This is a genomic window from Mycobacteroides salmoniphilum, from assembly GCF_004924335.1.
GTDB lineage: Bacteria > Actinomycetota > Actinomycetes > Mycobacteriales > Mycobacteriaceae > Mycobacterium > Mycobacterium salmoniphilum.
This window is the reverse complement of sequence record NZ_CP024633.1, coordinates 93,224-108,337: the sequence shown is the minus strand read 5'-3', so window position 1 is coordinate 108,337 and position 15,114 is coordinate 93,224. Positions and strand designations below refer to the sequence as shown.

The 15,114-nt window shown below is 64.9% G+C and carries 17 protein-coding genes; 10 read left to right on the top strand and 7 right to left on the bottom strand.

Annotation, left to right across the window (positions count from 1 at the left end; translation table 11 throughout):
- The first annotated feature begins 131 nt into the window (after positions 1–131).
- Both DSM43276_RS00525 and DSM43276_RS00520 read left to right on the top strand, forming a co-directional pair.
- Positions 132–677 carry a ferritin gene (locus DSM43276_RS00525; RefSeq protein WP_078330251.1) on the top strand — a complete coding sequence of 182 codons (546 nt, stop codon included), beginning with the start codon at positions 132–134 and terminating at the stop codon, positions 675–677.
- Between the two features lie 178 nt (positions 678–855).
- On the top strand, positions 856–1,749 hold the full coding sequence (locus DSM43276_RS00520; RefSeq protein ID WP_078330250.1) for an SAM-dependent methyltransferase: 894 nt from the start codon (positions 856–858) through the stop codon (positions 1,747–1,749).
- A gap of 26 nt (positions 1,750–1,775) precedes the next feature.
- Here the strand turns inward: DSM43276_RS00520 and DSM43276_RS00515 are convergent, their stop codons facing one another.
- The 4 genes from DSM43276_RS00515 to msrA all read right to left on the bottom strand — a co-directional run bounded on the left by DSM43276_RS00515 (position 1,776) and on the right by msrA (position 5,182).
- Positions 1,776–2,645 carry a glycerophosphodiester phosphodiesterase gene (locus tag DSM43276_RS00515; protein WP_109556163.1) on the bottom strand — a complete coding sequence of 290 codons (870 nt, stop codon included), beginning with the start codon at positions 2,643–2,645 and terminating at the stop codon, positions 1,776–1,778.
- Positions 2,620–3,684, bottom strand: a complete 1,065-nt coding sequence (locus DSM43276_RS23665) for a DUF4328 domain-containing protein (RefSeq protein ID WP_234803061.1) — start codon at positions 3,682–3,684, stop codon at positions 2,620–2,622. Before DSM43276_RS23665 ends, DSM43276_RS00515 begins: the two co-directional genes overlap by 26 nt.
- 180 nt (positions 3,685–3,864) lie before the next feature.
- Positions 3,865–4,191 carry a rhodanese-like domain-containing protein gene (locus DSM43276_RS00505; protein WP_030096165.1) on the bottom strand — a complete coding sequence of 109 codons (327 nt, stop codon included), beginning with the start codon at positions 4,189–4,191 and terminating at the stop codon, positions 3,865–3,867.
- 244 nt (positions 4,192–4,435) lie between these two features.
- A complete protein-coding gene (msrA, locus tag DSM43276_RS00500; protein ID WP_078330311.1) occupies positions 4,436–5,182 on the bottom strand; it encodes a peptide-methionine (S)-S-oxide reductase MsrA in 747 nt (248 codons plus the stop codon).
- Positions 5,183–5,358: 176 nt separating this feature from the next.
- Between msrA and DSM43276_RS00495 the strand changes: the two genes are divergently transcribed.
- The 4 genes from DSM43276_RS00495 (at position 5,359) to DSM43276_RS00480 (ending at position 8,797) form a co-directional block, all read left to right on the top strand.
- Positions 5,359–5,514 carry a hypothetical protein gene (locus DSM43276_RS00495; protein ID WP_109556173.1) on the top strand — a complete coding sequence of 52 codons (156 nt, stop codon included), beginning with the start codon at positions 5,359–5,361 and terminating at the stop codon, positions 5,512–5,514.
- A gap of 197 nt (positions 5,515–5,711) precedes the next feature.
- Positions 5,712–6,335, top strand: coding sequence for a superoxide dismutase (locus DSM43276_RS00490; protein ID WP_078330310.1), 624 nt, complete (start codon positions 5,712–5,714; stop codon positions 6,333–6,335).
- 167 nt (positions 6,336–6,502) lie between these two features.
- Positions 6,503–7,036, top strand: a complete 534-nt coding sequence (locus DSM43276_RS00485; protein WP_078324196.1) for a peptidase — start codon at positions 6,503–6,505, stop codon at positions 7,034–7,036.
- Positions 7,037–8,398: 1,362 nt separating this feature from the next.
- A complete protein-coding gene (locus DSM43276_RS00480) occupies positions 8,399–8,797 on the top strand; it encodes a secretion protein EspR (protein ID WP_046252093.1) in 399 nt (132 codons plus the stop codon).
- 104 nt (positions 8,798–8,901) lie between these two features.
- On the opposite strand, the gene DSM43276_RS00475 is transcribed toward DSM43276_RS00480, so the two are convergent.
- From DSM43276_RS00475 to DSM43276_RS00465, 3 genes are all read right to left on the bottom strand, one after another.
- Complete coding sequence (locus tag DSM43276_RS00475; protein ID WP_078330247.1) at positions 8,902–10,017, bottom strand: hypothetical protein; 1,116 nt, start codon at positions 10,015–10,017, stop codon at positions 8,902–8,904.
- Positions 10,014–10,505 (bottom strand): M48 family metalloprotease, encoded by a 492-nt coding sequence (locus tag DSM43276_RS00470; RefSeq protein WP_078330246.1) that lies wholly within the window; start codon positions 10,503–10,505, stop codon positions 10,014–10,016. The genes DSM43276_RS00475 and DSM43276_RS00470 overlap by 4 nt, the downstream gene beginning before the upstream one ends.
- Before the next feature lie 66 nt (positions 10,506–10,571).
- On the bottom strand, positions 10,572–12,065 hold the full coding sequence (locus DSM43276_RS00465) for a hypothetical protein (RefSeq protein WP_078330245.1): 1,494 nt from the start codon (positions 12,063–12,065) through the stop codon (positions 10,572–10,574).
- Between the two features lie 315 nt (positions 12,066–12,380).
- Here DSM43276_RS00465 and DSM43276_RS00460 point away from each other — a divergent pair, with 315 nt between their 5' ends.
- From DSM43276_RS00460 to DSM43276_RS00445, 4 genes are all read left to right on the top strand, one after another.
- Positions 12,381–13,037: a DUF6474 family protein gene (locus tag DSM43276_RS00460; RefSeq protein ID WP_078290770.1), complete on the top strand. Its 657-nt coding sequence runs from the start codon at positions 12,381–12,383 to the stop codon at positions 13,035–13,037.
- 3 nt (positions 13,038–13,040) lie between these two features.
- On the top strand, positions 13,041–13,706 hold the full coding sequence (locus DSM43276_RS00455) for a YcnI family copper-binding membrane protein (RefSeq protein WP_078330244.1): 666 nt from the start codon (positions 13,041–13,043) through the stop codon (positions 13,704–13,706).
- Positions 13,706–14,272, top strand: a complete 567-nt coding sequence (locus DSM43276_RS00450) for a copper resistance CopC family protein (RefSeq protein WP_078330243.1) — start codon at positions 13,706–13,708, stop codon at positions 14,270–14,272. Before DSM43276_RS00455 ends, DSM43276_RS00450 begins: the two co-directional genes overlap by 1 nt.
- Before the next feature lie 148 nt (positions 14,273–14,420).
- A complete protein-coding gene (locus tag DSM43276_RS00445; RefSeq protein WP_078330242.1) occupies positions 14,421–15,101 on the top strand; it encodes a hypothetical protein in 681 nt (226 codons plus the stop codon).
- Positions 15,102–15,114: the final 13 nt, after the last annotated feature.

Here is a 15,114-nt window from a genome sequence, read left to right as displayed (position 1 = left end):
ACATTAACTTTGGCTAAGTTAATAAACGGCCAATTCGCTTGCGTAATATTCAATCATTACTTAGGTGACGATAACCTCATTAAGGTTGACCTTGGCTGACAAGGCCCCTGACCTGGTCTATTGTCGAATTCATGTCCGCGACCGACACCCCCAAAACTAAATTCAACGCACTCCTCCATGACCAGATCGGCCACGAGTTCACCGCGTCGCAGCAATACATTGCAATTGCCGCGTATTTCGATGACGCCGACCTTCCGCAGCTCGCCGCGCATTTCTACAAGCAGGCAGTCGAAGAGCGTAATCACGCCATGATGATCGTGCGGTACCTCATCGATCGGCGCGTCTCCGTGGAGATCCCCGCCGTAGGTGCGGTGACCAACGGATTCACCGCGCCGCGCGAGCCGCTGGCCCTGGCGCTAGCTCAGGAGCAGACCGTCACCGAACAGGTCACCGAGCTGGCCCGTACCGCCCGGGATGAGGGCGACTACATCGGCGAGCAGTTCATGCAGTGGTTCCTCAAGGAGCAAGTGGAAGAGGTCGCCCTCATGGACACGCTGCTCACAGTCGCCGAGCGTGCCGGCGACAACTACTTCGACCTCGAGGAGTTCGTGGCGCGCGAGATCTCGGTCGAATCAAGCGATCCCACCGCACCCCCGGCCGCGGGTGGCTCGCTGTAGTCAACCTGACGCATCTCTGACTGCTCGCCCTCGTCCTCGACCCTGGTCGCGGACGAGGGCGAGTTTGTTTTCGGCCCCATCACACCCATTCGTGTAACCCCCGTCGGCTAATCTTGAATGGCAGATACTGATTTGCCATCTCTGACGACGACGCGCCGGGAAGGGGGCGGTGGACCGGATGTTCCGCGGCCGACACATTCAGTTGACGCTCACCGCTTCTCGTGCCATCGAGTCACTTCGCGCCAATCCTTTGTTTGTCGATGCATTGGCCGGGCATCTGGTAATGGCGTCGGGTGAGCCCTACGCTTTGGCGCTACTGAACCACCAACCAGCGGATTCTCCCGTTGCTGTGGACTCGACTAGCGACCACAAATCCTTCATCGCACATTGTCGGTCTCTCATGACGAAGCATTACGACGATTCCCTCCTGGCGGCGACGCATTCCGGCGCCCGACAGGTGGTGCTCTTGGCGGGCGGACTGGACACTCGGGCCTACCGGCTGGACTGGCCCGAGGGCACCACGGTGTTCGAGGTCGACTACCCCGAACTGCTCAGCTTCAAGCAAGAGGTGCTCGCCGATAGCGGCGCCAAGTCACGTGCCGAACGCCGACAGGTCGGAACATTCCTCAGCGGCCCATGGCAGTCGGACCTCACCGCCGCCGACTTCGATCCCGATCTGCCCACCGCATGGCTGGCCGAGGCGCTGGTCTCACACCTACCCGGCCCGAGCCATGACGCGCTCTTTGAGCGAGTCATCGAGATGTCCGCGCTCGGCAGCAGCATCGCCACCGACACCGATGGCATCGCCCCCTCTGGTCAACCATGGGCTGACGTTCGTGATGCATTGGGCCCGAACGCATTACAGGCAGACGGGCGCTCCCCGGTGAACGACGGACGTACCCTCTCCGGGGAATGGCTGTCGGGGCATGGCTGGCTGACGAGTACCACTACCGGTCACGAACTCGCTGACCGCTATGACCGTCCGTTGGACGGCGAGCCGGCGCCGTACTCCCAGGAATTCGCGGAACGCCGGTTCCTCACCGCGACACTGCCTGCGACGTATCTGTCCTAGGCCGAAGGCGAATGGGATTTATTCAGTTACAACGTGGTGCCGGTGAGGCCCCGCTGCAACCACGATTTGGTGCGGCCAGGATGGTTCGTGGCGATCCAGGCGACGCCAATGCTCCGGCAGAATTCGACGTCCTCGTAGTGGTCGACGGTCCAGCAGTATGTCGCGCGTCCCTGAGCGGCCGCCCTGTCGACCAACTCCGGGTGCTCACGCAGGGTCGCGATGGACGGCCCCACCGCGGTGGCTCCCACGGTGGTCGCCGCGCTGCCTCCTAGATACCGGGACGTCTCGCCCAGTAGCACGGTCGGCAACATGGGGGCCGCGCGCCGGATACGCCACACCGCCGCAGCCGAGAACGACATGACGACCGCCCGTGACATATCTGCCGACGCCGGTGCGGCGATCCCAAACCGGTGCAGCAGGGCGAGCACCTTGTTCTCCACCAGCGACCCGTAGCGGACCGGGTGCTTGGTTTCGATGAATAGTTTCACCGGACGGTTCCAGTCGAGGACAAGTGAAACCAGCTCCTCCAGCGTGAGCAGCTCAGTGCCTGATTCGATCTCCGCGCCGCCCGGATGCCAACCGCCGAAGTCCAACGCGCGCAACTGGCTCAGCGTCATCTCGCTGACCAACCCGGTCCCGTTGGACGTGCGATCCACCCGGCGGTCGTGCACACAGACCAGCTGCCCGTCCCGACTGAGGCGGACATCGCATTCCACCCCGTCGGCTCCCTCTTCGAGAGCGAGCTCGTAGGCGGCAAGGGTGTGCTCGGGCCGGTCCGCCGACGCACCTCGATGCGCGACGACGAACGGATGCCGTTTGGCCCTGCCGTCTATCTCGTCGGCTCCTTGCACAAGCTGAGGCTCCGCTCCATCACCAGGCTCCGGCGACTCGGTCACGCTCCAATGCTGCCGGTTCCTGCCCCATCGGTTCAACCGCAGCGCCGGAATTGTCCCCGCGTGTCGCCGGCACATCTGGTCGATCGGCATCGATGGGTACCGGACCCCGGGGGGATTCCACCGCCAGCCAGCGCACCGACCGGTGCTGTCCTTCCGGCGCGGTGAAGCCGTTGTACACGCGCCGGAGCGACCAGGCCGCAACCGCCGCGATCGCGTAGTCGAAGGTGGTGAACAGCGCGTTGTCGGCGACGCCCTGCACCGTGAGCGGATCGCGGACGACCCATGTCACGAGCACCAGCAGCCAGGTCACACCCCACAGGATCGACCACCACACAATGTTTCGGTACTGGCGATACCACCGGTTCTCGATCTTGGCGAGCTCGAGAAGCAGCAGGGGTACGCCGACCATATTCACGATCGGCACCAGGCAGCCCACGCGGATCTCCCACCGCGCCCGCGGATCATCAAATCCCAGGTCACGGTATGTTTCAGCGCGCCGCTCGATCATCCAGTCGGTGAGGAACCACGCGGTGGCGGCCATCACCGCAAAGGCAACCGCCACGCTGAAGAGCACTAGCCCGTTCGAGGTGCTGGCGAGAAACCGCGGAATCAGGGCTCCGCGGTTGTAAACCATCAGCGCATATCGAAGAAAATGCGCACACGAAACGATTGCCAGGGTGATGATTGTGGCCAGCAGGAGCCTTTCGAGCACCCGGCTGGGGATATGCCCCCCGGCTATCCCTTGGCGTGAGGACCCCGCCGGTTCGATGTGGTCTACCAGACCCCAGCGGGGGATGTACGCGTAACGCGGTGTCGGTCCCAGCGGCCGCCGACGACGGGCCGGTGTCGGTGGCGAGCCGGGACGCACGGCAATCCATCGATATCCCGCGGGAAGCCGCGTGGGACGGGCCGAAGGACGCCCGGCGGGCGTTGCCACGGGACCCCGTGCGGTGGGCGGAACCCAGTACTTGCCAGCCGGCGACTGCGCCCCGGCAGGCGGACCGGGTGTCGACGCGGGAGGACGTGGCGAGGCAGTCATCCCCGGCTCAAGCAGCGTGCCCCGACACCGCGGGCACCAGTATCGACGCTGCTCACGCACGTTCCACTGAGTACCGCAGCGGGAGCACACCTGGATCATTCGTCCAGCGTAACGGCCTGGGGGCGCAACCGGCAGCGAGTCGTGCACTGGCGCCCACCCGCGAGCGAGGTCGCCGGGAACTCAGCTGATCGTCGGCTTACCTGCCTGTACCCAGGCCAGCATGCCGCCAGAAACGTTGCTGACGTCGAATCCATTGCGGTTCAGGTAGGCGGCGGCACGCTGAGATCGCCCGCCCGCATGGCAGATCACCCACAGCGGAGCATCCGGATCGAGCTCGTCCATTCGGGAGGGCACATCGCCGAGCGGTATATGTTGCGCGCCGTCAATATGTCCGGCCGCCCACTCATCGTCCTCGCGGACGTCAAGCAACTTGACACCAAGATCCAACGCGGCCGAGATCTCGTCGATGCCGACCTGTGGGACCTCATCGCCCGAAGGGAAGCTCATCGTCCATTCCTGTCGCTCAATTGGGGTGACGGCTGCTGTGCCTGCAACTTTTCGCAGTGTGACGCACGCCACAGCAATGTCGGCTTATCCACAGTATCCACAGGTTGATCCACAAACCACAGGCTGCTCATTTGTATTTGCGCTGGCCAGGACTTCATGGAGGCGCCCAGCAGGGCTGGCGACGGGGAACCGTAGCACTGCCTGTGCATAGTTAGCGAATTCATAGTCACTGCCGTGGGGTAGCTCACGCCTGTGCTGGATCGCCAGGTGGCACATCCAGTCCGATGGGGCAGGACACTGACGTCCCACCGAGTCCGCAGTAACCGTTGGGGTTCCTGGCCAGGTACTGCTGGTGATACTCCTCGGCGTAGTAGAAGCGCCGCGACGCATGCCCGATCGGCCCGTCCAACGGAGCTATCTCCGTAGTGACCGCTCCGTATCCGGCATCAGCAAGTGCGGAGCCATACCGCGCGGCGCTCTCGGCGGCCTGCGCCGCCTGACTCTCACTCGTCGCGTAGATGGCCGAGCGGTATTGGCTGCCGCGATCGTTGCCCTGGCGCATGCCCTGAGTGGGGTCATGGCTCTCCCAGAACTGAACCAGAAGCTGCTCGTAGGTCACCTCGCGCGGATCGAACACCACCAGCACAACCTCGGCATGCCCAGTCCGCCCAGAGCACACCTCTTCATACGTCGGATTGGGCGTGTAACCCCCGGCGTACCCGACCGCGGTGGAATAGACGCCGGGAACCTTCCAGAAACCTCGCTCGGCACCCCAGAAGCACCCCTCGCCAAACACCGCGGTTTCCAGCCCCTCCGGGAAGGGCGGCACGATCGCGTGACCGCTGACGAAGTGAGTCCCGGATATCCGGATCGGGGTGGTACGCCCGGGTAGGGCCGCAGCCTCCTCGACGATTGCCGATTTTCCCGACGCGAGTCCGTCCTCGAGTCGCCCCAAGATCTGATCGCGAACGTTATTTACCCAAGAAGCCATGCCGTTCATGGTACGCCGCAGCACGCTACCAATTTGCTGGTCTAGCTGGGGTTTCCAGGTACATGCAGGGTGAATTTTCACGCATCGCGATTTGGAGCTATGATGACCGTCACACGCGAGATGTTGTGACTCATCTCACCGTGACGGTACTTGCACAGGGTGACAGGAGGGCGGCGATGACGGCGCAGTCGGCAGGGCACGAGTCGATGTCCACTTCCGGCTGGCAGTTGACCCCACGCTGCTACAACACCTCCTACCGCGTCGCGGCCTTTCGAGCGCTTGTCATCGCCCTCATCCTCGCGGCTGGCCTCGCTTTTCTCATCCTGATCTAGTCGGCGGTCTCGGCGATCCGTTTCATCCGGCCAACATTGGGTAGCCAATTCAGGATGCGCGCGTCCTTGCGACGCGTTGCGCAATAGAGCAGGGTTGAATCGGTAGGCCGGCACATCCGGTGCATCCGGTTTGGCCGTGTCTTCTCATTGAATGGATCTGCACACCCGCGGATACGAAGCAAGCCGAAAGGAATCTCGTGGCTGAGTACACACTGCCCGATTTGGACTACGACTACGGAGCGCTGGAGCCCCACATCTCGGGACAGATCAACGAGTTGCACCACAGTAAGCACCACGCGGCCTACGTGGCGGGCGTCAATTCCGCTGTCACGAAGTTGGAAGAGGCCCGCGAGAAGGGGGATCACGCCGCGATCTTCCTCAATGAGAAGAACCTGGCCTTCCACCTCGGCGGCCACGTAAACCACTCGATCTGGTGGAAGAACCTGTCTCCCAACGGTGGTGACAAGCCCACCGGCGATCTCGCCGCCGCCATCGACGACCAGTTCGGCTCGTTCGACAAGTTCCAGGCGCAGTTCACCGCCGCGGCCAATGGTCTGCAGGGCTCGGGCTGGGCCGTGCTCGGCTACGACAGCCTGGGGCAGAAGCTGCTGACCTTCCAGCTGTACGACCAGCAGGCCAACGTCCCCCTGGGCATCATCCCGCTGCTCCAGGTCGACATGTGGGAGCACGCCTTCTACCTGCAGTACAAGAATGTCAAGGCGGACTACGTCAAGGCGTTCTGGAACGTGGTCAACTGGGCCGACGTGCAGGACCGCTACACCGCGGCCACCACGAAGACATCGGGTCTTATCTTCGGCTGATCTCGCTGTTTCGCTTGGGCCCCGGGTTTGTTACGAATCCGGGGCCCAAGTGTGTTTTCGGCGTGTCCGCTAGCAATTGCGGAGCGACTCCGCGCATGGTACTTCTGGAGAGAGCAGCGTCGCGCAACGTGGATTGTGATGTCAGAGTGATTGCGAGCGTGGCAGATATGACAAGCAGTTCCGATCAGCCGATCGAGATCGCGCCCTTTCACGCGGGCGGATCGCTCAGAGGGTTCGTGGTGTGTGGCCGCTGGCCCGATTCCACCAAGGAATGGATGCAGCTGCTGATCGTGACGGTGCGCATCGCCACGCTGCCCGGATTGCTTTCCACCACAACGATTTTTGGTGCCCGCGAGGATCTTCCTGATGATCCCGCGCCCGGCATGGTCGGTTTGGTCGTCGCGGAAGGCACGGTACTCGGAGAATCCGCCGTCGCACCCGGGCATTTTGCGGAACATCAACCACCGGCGTTGCTTATGCTCCATCCGCCATCCGAGACCAACCCGACACTGCCGGAATGCCTTGGTGCGGCCTCGGGTTGCCTGCTTCTTCCCGGATTGCCACACCTGGGCCTGGAGCATCGGGCCGCATGGGCCGAGGCCGAGTCGGACGGCACGGTGACATCGGTGGTGAGTCGGGTAGGCATCGATCCCATCAGCGATCCCGACACGGCCGTATTGGCAATGCTGCTTGCCGCGTAGCGGAATTCGGCCGCCCGCCTTCCCCGCCATTCCGACCAATGACATCCCATGGTCGAAATATGTTCTTCTGCAGATATTTTCGATCCCGCGAGGTCGCGACCGCGAAGCTGACCCAGCGGAGCTGGCGTAAACATACCGTCACCGTTGCTCGCGCCAAACAGCCGGTAGGCGAACCGGTTACGTTCGGTGTGCCCGCCCACGACAACCCGCCCCGAGCACTGGCCGGCGGTGCCGACCTGGCCTTGCGGGCCCAGCTCGGCAACCATTCCCACACTGACGGAGATCACGCATGAGCTGCGCTGCCGTTGGTCGATGACGCCTGCGGGTCTCCCCGCCATCGCCGGCCGTAATTCACGGCCTCCCCCTCCCATCGGACAGGTCCCCGGGGGCATTCCTCCCTAGCGCCCCATCGCCTTCTGCGCAGGATTGGCGTTTCTCCGCTCCGCGAGCTCAATGCGGCGCGAGAACCACGCAAACCACGGTCGTAAACCAGCGACTGCCCGTACGACCCGTCTCTCCTTCCTGGCGATCATTCCTCAATCATTCAGGCCGGGGCTCGGTAACCGGGCATCATCGACCGCCCTCGCCCCGGCAGCGACCATCGGCGGAACCAAGCGCTGCTGGGCTCGCCACCGGGCACGATGTGCGCTGACGCGGGCGCGCGTGCCCCACGGGTGCTGCCGCACCGGTAACTTCCGTCACATCTGCTCCGGGGCATCACCGCGGCAATCGTCACGATCCCGGTTTCGGAGAGTCTTCGACGGCCCGCGCGGGCAGCATTCGGGTGGCAGTGACGGAGCGCACGCCCCCGGTGGTTGCTGTGATCTTGCTCACAGTCTTTGGTCGTGGATTTACCGCTGGTCAGAGGCGATGCCCTGCTGACGGGCACACTTGCCATCAACGCTCCGGTATTTAAACGCTACCTCTGCGCGGCGATTCCCGCCATAATCGCTAGCTGCCGTTATCGTCACGGGCATGACATCGGGCCAGGTCAGCGAGGCATGCGCGGAGAAGGCGTGGCGCCGGTGCCAGTAGCAACTGAGCAGGTTATACAGCCGGGCACTGTGTCCGGCCGACTTAGGAAACGAATGCGACCTGTCCGCACGGCCCACCGTGGAGCCTCCGAGCCATCGCACTGGGGATTCATCAATCATTTGCCTGAGAACGAAGATTCCCAGATCGTCCCGAATATTGGACGCTGCACAAATGTGCCCGAGCTAGCAGGTTTGGATAACCGAACACTACGTCCACCCTGGGCGAACTTGATGGTTGCGCTTGGCTCCAGGCAAAACTAAGGTTACGATGGGCAGCAAATACGTCCCCCGAATTAGCAACTTTATCTGTTTGTGGAGGTAAGGCTCGATGAGCACCACGTTCACCGCACGTTTGAATCGGTTGTTCGACACCGTGTACCCACCCGGGCGCGGCCCCCACACCTCTGCCGAGGTGATCGCGGCGCTGCGTTCCGAGGGCATCACCATGTCCGCGCCGTACCTGTCGCAGCTGCGATCAGGTAACCGCACCAACCCTTCGTCGGCAACCATGAAGGCGCTCGCGAACTTCTTCCGTATCAAGCCGGCGTACTTCACCGACGATGAGTACTACGAGAAGCTCGACCAGGAACTGACCTGGCTCGCCAACATGCGCGATGAGGGTGTCCGTCGGATCGCGGCCCGCACCGTGGGGCTGTCCGTCGAGGCACAGGACCGCATCACGCAGGCCGTCGACGAATACCGTCGCCAAGAGGGTCTCGACAGCTAGTCCGCTTCTCGCCTGACCGGTCCACTCGGGGAAGGACCGGTCAGTTTGGCGTTCACCGCTCATCGAGCCGGCGGGGTACGCACGGAGGGACGGCGATGAAAAACTTAAGAACGATGTTCGGCACGCACCAGCCTGCGGTACTCAGTGGCAATCGCGAGAATCCATTCGCGATCGGAGTATCCGTCAGGCTGGTGTAGCCATTCCGGGCCCGGGAAGTTCTCTTTCGGATCGCCCTCGGTAAGAACCCATTTCACTACCGCGTGGGCTTGCGCGTCCGGTGGTACATCGAGTTTCACCGGTTCCGCACCGAGGTCGATATCGCCCTCGCCCTCCGATTCGGGGTCTAGCCCCTGGGCGTGCATCGCCTCCAGGAAGAGCGCATCGGAGATGTAAGCCATCCGGTCTGCCACCTGGAAGGCCAGCGGTCCACGCGGCCGTACTCCGATCGCTGCGTCCGGCTGACGCTTCTTCAGGTCGTTGTACAACGGGGCCAGTACGAACATCTCACGTCGAGCGACCAACCAGGTCTCAAAGGTCGGCAACAGCGACCCGACCGCCACCATCGCCATCGCACAGCCGATCAATGTGGCCGCTGTCCCGATCGTCACATACTCCGAATTGGCCACCGCGACACCGGCCACCACCAAAACGGCCAGCACCAGCAGGCTGATCCCCACGGTGAAAAGGAACAAGGCGCGGCCCCGACGACTGCGATTCGAGTAGGCCATCCCGGCCCACAGCACCACCGATAGCGCGACGGCGATGTACAGCATCGGGATGAGCCAGGCTGTGCCAGAGGCGAATCCGCCCAGATCGTGCTTGAGAAACTCGCGGGGCGTCATCTCGGGCTGCGGACCGCGGGAAAAGAACACGGCAAGGCTGGCGCCGGCGATCACGGCCGCGGCCAGGTACTGCCAGCGCGCCCATCGCCTGTTGGCCGCCGCGGTGCGGCTGGCGGACATGCTGGTGATCATCACGCAGCTGCCCGCCGCGCAGGCCGTCAGCGCGGCCTGGCTCACCGCCACCGAGATGTTGGGCCAGCCCAACGAGCTGTCCACAAGAATCGTCAGCGGCTCCCAGTTCAGCGCCGACACCAGCGCCAGGCTCCCCAGCGCAACGATCATTCCGGTGCTTACCGGGGATTGTTTGTGGACGAGCACCCACCCGATGCGTAAACCCGTCGCCATACCCAGCAGCCCGGCAATCACCCAGGCGATCACCCAAAGGCCTCCCCGAGCCTCACCTGAACAATGGAAGCGCGGTCCGAGGGCAGCCGACCAAGCCGGTAGAGCAGCAACGCCGCGAAGTCCTCGGCCTCTTGTTCGGCCTCCATCCCGGCCGCACCCATGCATCCGGTGCGCTGGGACAGCATGTATGCGATGAGGTCGTCGCTGGCGAATTCGGCTTCGTCCCTGGCCATTTCAACCACCGAGATGCCCTCGTGACGCAGCACCACATGCCCAAGTTCATGGGCGAGCGTGCGATCCCAGGTGGGCAGGCCGCGCTGGATGATGAAGATGTCTTCGTTCTCGTACTGGCGCCATTGACCGCACACCCCGGACGGTAGATCAGCCGAGATGATCTCGATGGACCGGTCCCGATCGCGACCGACAGCCTCCACGAGCGCGGTCAGCGTCACCTCGCCCTTGCGCGGGGCCAGATCCAGCACAGCGTTGACGGCGTCGGTCACACGACGGCCTGCGCCCATGTGCGTCTCCCCTCAACACGTACCTTCCCGGACAGACCCCTGACGGGGTGCTGTATCGATTCTCCCCTACTCCAGGAAGCGGGCGGCAGCGGAGGCACGCACGGTATGCCCGGCCTTGGCTTGCCGGTATCCGATGGCGCCTCCCACGAAGGTCATCATCGCGATGCCCACGGCACCCGGAATGGCCACCGCGGCGATCTCGGACGTCTTCGTCAGTCGGAGGTAGTCGCCGTAGCCGGTACGAGGCGCGACGGTCTCGGCCGCGACGAACTGCTCGATCGGCTTGGTGACGGCCTCGGGTTGCTGGGACCCGCCCGCGGTCACGACGGCATCGCCACCCCGACCACCCTCGGCCTGCTTGATGGTCACGACCGGCGGTGCCGGCGGCACGACCGGCGCCAGCGGCGCGATGACCGGCGGTGCGGGCGGTGCCGCGATCGCGACGGCGGGAGCCTTGGGCGTGGGTACGGTCGGCGGAGCTATGGGTCCGGTGTGAATACCGGGGTTTCCGCCAGGGTTCCGGGTGCCGGCCGCACCACCGAACGACGGCGTTGCCGGGTTCGGGACGCCACCGATACCGGGAAGCCCGGGCAGGGTGATCACGTGATCGTGGTCATCGGATTCGTGCTCGTGCGTCGAATCGCCCCCGGCACCCGGCGTGTGCGTCGATGTACTCGGCTTTTTCTTCCAGATGACGATGGTGCGCCCGCCCACATTGAGGGTGACGCCCGGAACTCTGGGCTCCTCGGACGACGCCTCGTGCCCTGTGTGCGTAGGGCCCGAAGCGGGGGTGTCCACCGTCGCGGTCGCACCCGGTGCCGTCGCGTTGTGCGGCGAGGTCGCGGTGTCGGTCTTGGGCGTCGTGGCGGTCTGCGTCTTCGGGGCCATGGCACCGGCGACGGAGCCCAAGGCGCCCTTCAACGTCGGTGACGTTTCGGTGTGAGTTGTTGCGCCACTGGGGATTTCAGCAGTGACTGCCGTGGCATTGGGGGTATGGACGCCCGCGGCACCACCCGAATGCGGCAGCGCTATCTCGGGGCCGACACCGATCCCCACGCCGGACGTACCACTAGAGGAGCCGGGGGTGCTGGTGCTCGAACCGTTGGGGGTGCTGATACTCGAACCAGGACTGTTAGTGCTCGAATCATGGCTGCCTGCACCATGATCGGGCGATTTGCCGTTGGCGCCGACAGACCCCGGCTTGGGAACGTTCGCGCCCGGACCCTTGTCTTTATCTTTGCCTTTGTCCTTGTCACCGGCGGAGGAGTCGCTGCTGCTACCGCCGGCCGCGCCTTCCGATCCAGAGCCGCTGTGCAGGCTTTTGCCGAAGCTTGGGGACGAGGGCGCGTTGCGCGTGCCGCCGCTGCCGGGTCCACCGCCTCCGCCGACTCCGCCACCGAGGAGGCCGCCGGTGATCTTGTGGATCGCGCCACCCAAGCCATGGTCGTGGTCGCTGTCACCACCGGAACCGCCGCCGGGCTTTGCATCCGCAGCTGGGGTCGATACGGCGAAAACCCCGAATCCCCCCATGAGCGTCCCCGAGCTGAGCACCGTCACCACAGCAGCGCGCGCCGAAGCACGCTTCAGCTGCTGGCTCCGCCTACTCTGCTTTGCTCGATGTCGCCCCACGCGATCAGAATGCCGGGAATTTGCTCGGAGGTCAAATATCTATCGCACATTGTGGGCCCTTTCACCTCATGTTCGCCATGTACCACCCGAATGGGGGCTTCTAAGACTTCGCTGGGGGCTGCCGGGAACCTTTGCAGCGTGCGGGGCGACCACCTAAATACGCCGCCCCATCCGCACGGGGCCAGCGCGGGTCGGCGCGCTAGGGTTAGCGCCACACTCGCAACGCGATGAACGGAGGCCGCTGGGATGGGTTTTCTCACCAGCCGCAAGAGCCGCTCGACGAAACGCGCCGAGGCTCGGGCTCTGAAGGCGAAGGCCAAGCTCGAAGCCAGATTGGCGGCGCGTAACGACCGGCGACGGATGCTCATGCAGGCGCGCTCGGAGTCCGCCGCCCGGCGCGACTCGCGCAAGACGGAGCTCGCGACGTTGAAGGCTCAGCGGCAGATCGCCCAGGACCAGCTCAGGGCGGTGCGAGAGGGCAAACTGCTCTCTCCGACGCGGATCAAACGCACCCTCACGGTGGTGCGGCTGCTCGCTCCGGTGCTCCTGCCGGTGTTGTACAAGGGGGCCATCGCGGTCCGCGGGGTGCTGGATCAGCGCCGCGCCGATCGCCTTGGCATACCGCTGGCAGAGCTTGGTCAGTACTCAGGATTCGGAGCGGAGCTGTCGGCCCGTATCGCCGGCGCTGAGCAGTCCCTCCAGGCCGTACTCGACCGGGCGCCCAAGGATGCCGAGACCAAGAAGTTCACCTCGGCAGTCCGTGCGCGGCTGGAGGAGTTGGGTACCGCGGTGGGGGCCTCCGAGCACATGCCACCGACCCGCAGGCGCGCGGCCCATGCCGCCATCGCCCGCGAGCTCGACGGCATCGACGCAGATCTACTTGCCCGACTCGGAGTGAGGTAATCCATGCGCATGTTCCCTCGACTGATCGCGGCGTCGACCGCGGCGGCCGCGGCGCTGTTGGCGCTCGCCATTCCGGCGTCCGCCCACGTGCGCGTGACCACGGATAACACCGCCCGCGGCGGCTACGCGACGTTGGAGTTCTCGGTTCCCAACGAGTCCCAGAGCAAGGCGCTGACCACCGAGTTGACCGTCCAGCTGCCGGATGTCGGTTCGGCGAGCACCGAGCTGCTGCCGGGCTGGACCAGCACCGTGGATCGGGACGCCGCTCAAGGCACGGTCCGGTCGGTGACATGGAAGGCCGTCCCGGGTAATGGGATTGGGCCCGACCAGTTCGCACTGTTCCGGGTACGCGTCAAGCTTCCCGATACCGAGTCGGTGGTCTTCCCCGCAACACAGACATATGCCGACGGCCAGGTCGTCAGGTGGGATCAGCGGGCCCAGCCCGACGGCACCGAGCCGGAGCACCCCGCACCCACACTCGACCTGACACAGAGCAAGGCCGACCACGATGGACACTCGGCGCACGCACCTCAGGTGTCGGCAACCCATGATTCCGGGCAGAACGCGGCACATCCGGACAAGACGGCCCGCTGGTTCGGCGGTATCGGTCTGGTCCTCGGTGCTGTCGCGCTCGTGCTCGCGGTGACAAATCGGCGGAGGCAGCAGTGATGACGGTTCTACGCAAGTCGGTGTCCGTGTTGTTGTCGGCCTTCATCGTGTTGGCGCTGGGCCTGGCATTGCCGGGTGTGGCGGCGGCACACGCCGTCAAGGTGTCCTCCGATCCGGCCGAGAACGCCGTGTTATCCGGGCCTCCCGCGCAGGTCAGCGCCACCTTCAACGAGCCGCTGCAGAAGCGTTTTTCCGCGATGACGATCATCGGCCCGGATGCCAAGACCGACCAGTGGCAGGCGGGCGATCCGCTGGTGTCCGGTGCGACGATCTCGGTCGGTATGAAGCCGGGAGCACCCGCCGGAAAGTACACGGTGAACTTTCGGGTGATCTCCGAGGACGGGCATCCCGTCGACGGATCCTGGCAGTTCACCAGCACCGGCTCGGGTGCACCGGCCTCCGCAGGCGCGCCCGCGGTGTCGCAGCAGCCATCGAGCACGAGTTCTTCCGCTCCGTCGCCCTCGGCGAATCCTGCCGACGGCGACCTGCCCATGTGGCCATTTGTCGTGGCTGTGGTGGTCTCTGTGGGTGCGGCACTCATCTGGACTCAGCGTCGTCAGTCGTAAACCGTTAGGGGGCCGACTGGCCTTTTTCCGGTGTGACGGCATGATGGACAACGGCGGGGCGGCAGAGATTCGGGTGTGAGCCGCCCATCGTGGCGGCGAACGCGCCACGAACACCCAGGACGACCGAAACTTGCGAAGGAGCAGGCGCATGGCGGACCAGGACAATTCGGCTAACGAGCCCAGCCAGACACCGGAGAAGCCCGTCGGCGGCGAGGCACCAAAGCCCGCGACACCGGAGAAGCCCGTCGGCGGCGAGGCACCAAAGCCCGCGACACCGGCCCGCCCCGCGAAGGCTGCGAAACGTCCCGCAGCCAAACGCGCGCCTGCCAAACGGCCCGCCGGCTCGTCGGCACCGCCGAAGACGGGTCCCAAGGCTGAACCCGGGTCCAGCGCTGCCCCGGCCCCGAAGCCGCCTGCGGCACCGAAGCCTGCCAAAGCGGTGCAGCCCGCCGAAGCACCGGCATCCGAAGCACCGAAACCCGCCGCCCCACCGGCTCCCAAGCCCGCGCCCGCGCCCGCGCCCAAGCCTGAGTCGGCGCCTGTTGCCGAGGCACCGAAGCCCGTTGCCGAGGCTCCCAAACCAGAGGCACCCACACCGGCGCCCGCACCTGAACCTGCCCAGCCCGATCTCGCAGCAGCGGCCCGAGAGGCCGCCGCGCACGCGAAGTCGACTGTCGATTCGGCCCCGCCACCGATTCCCGGACCCGCGTCCGAAGCGGGCCGGCAATCGCCGAACGTGAAGATAGCGTTCGGTGCCGCCTTCGCGATCTTCGTCGTGTTGCTACTGCGGCGCAGGCGTCGCCGCGAAGACCCCGCCGAACTGGACTGATCGGCGACCTCGC

Bases quoted from the DNA above. Each gene is read 5' to 3' on its own strand.
- DSM43276_RS00525 (WP_078330251.1), top strand. From the start codon at position 132: ATGTCCGCGACCGACACCCCCAAAACTAAATTCAACGCACTCCTCCAT.
- DSM43276_RS00520 (WP_078330250.1), top strand. From the start codon at position 856: ATGTTCCGCGGCCGACACATTCAGTTGACGCTCACCGCTTCTCGTGCC.
- DSM43276_RS23665 (WP_234803061.1), bottom strand. From the start codon at position 3,684: ATGACTGCCTCGCCACGTCCTCCCGCGTCGACACCCGGTCCGCCTGCC.
- DSM43276_RS00505 (WP_030096165.1), bottom strand. From the start codon at position 4,191: ATGAGCTTCCCTTCGGGCGATGAGGTCCCACAGGTCGGCATCGACGAG.
- msrA (WP_078330311.1), bottom strand. From the start codon at position 5,182: ATGGCTTCTTGGGTAAATAACGTTCGCGATCAGATCTTGGGGCGACTC.
- DSM43276_RS00495 (WP_109556173.1), top strand. From the start codon at position 5,359: ATGACGGCGCAGTCGGCAGGGCACGAGTCGATGTCCACTTCCGGCTGG.
- DSM43276_RS00485 (WP_078324196.1), top strand. From the start codon at position 6,503: ATGACAAGCAGTTCCGATCAGCCGATCGAGATCGCGCCCTTTCACGCG.
- DSM43276_RS00480 (WP_046252093.1), top strand. From the start codon at position 8,399: ATGAGCACCACGTTCACCGCACGTTTGAATCGGTTGTTCGACACCGTG.
- DSM43276_RS00470 (WP_078330246.1), bottom strand. From the start codon at position 10,505: ATGGGCGCAGGCCGTCGTGTGACCGACGCCGTCAACGCTGTGCTGGAT.
- DSM43276_RS00460 (WP_078290770.1), top strand. From the start codon at position 12,381: ATGGGTTTTCTCACCAGCCGCAAGAGCCGCTCGACGAAACGCGCCGAG.
- DSM43276_RS00455 (WP_078330244.1), top strand. From the start codon at position 13,041: ATGCGCATGTTCCCTCGACTGATCGCGGCGTCGACCGCGGCGGCCGCG.
- DSM43276_RS00450 (WP_078330243.1), top strand. From the start codon at position 13,706: ATGACGGTTCTACGCAAGTCGGTGTCCGTGTTGTTGTCGGCCTTCATC.
- DSM43276_RS00445 (WP_078330242.1), top strand. From the start codon at position 14,421: ATGGCGGACCAGGACAATTCGGCTAACGAGCCCAGCCAGACACCGGAG.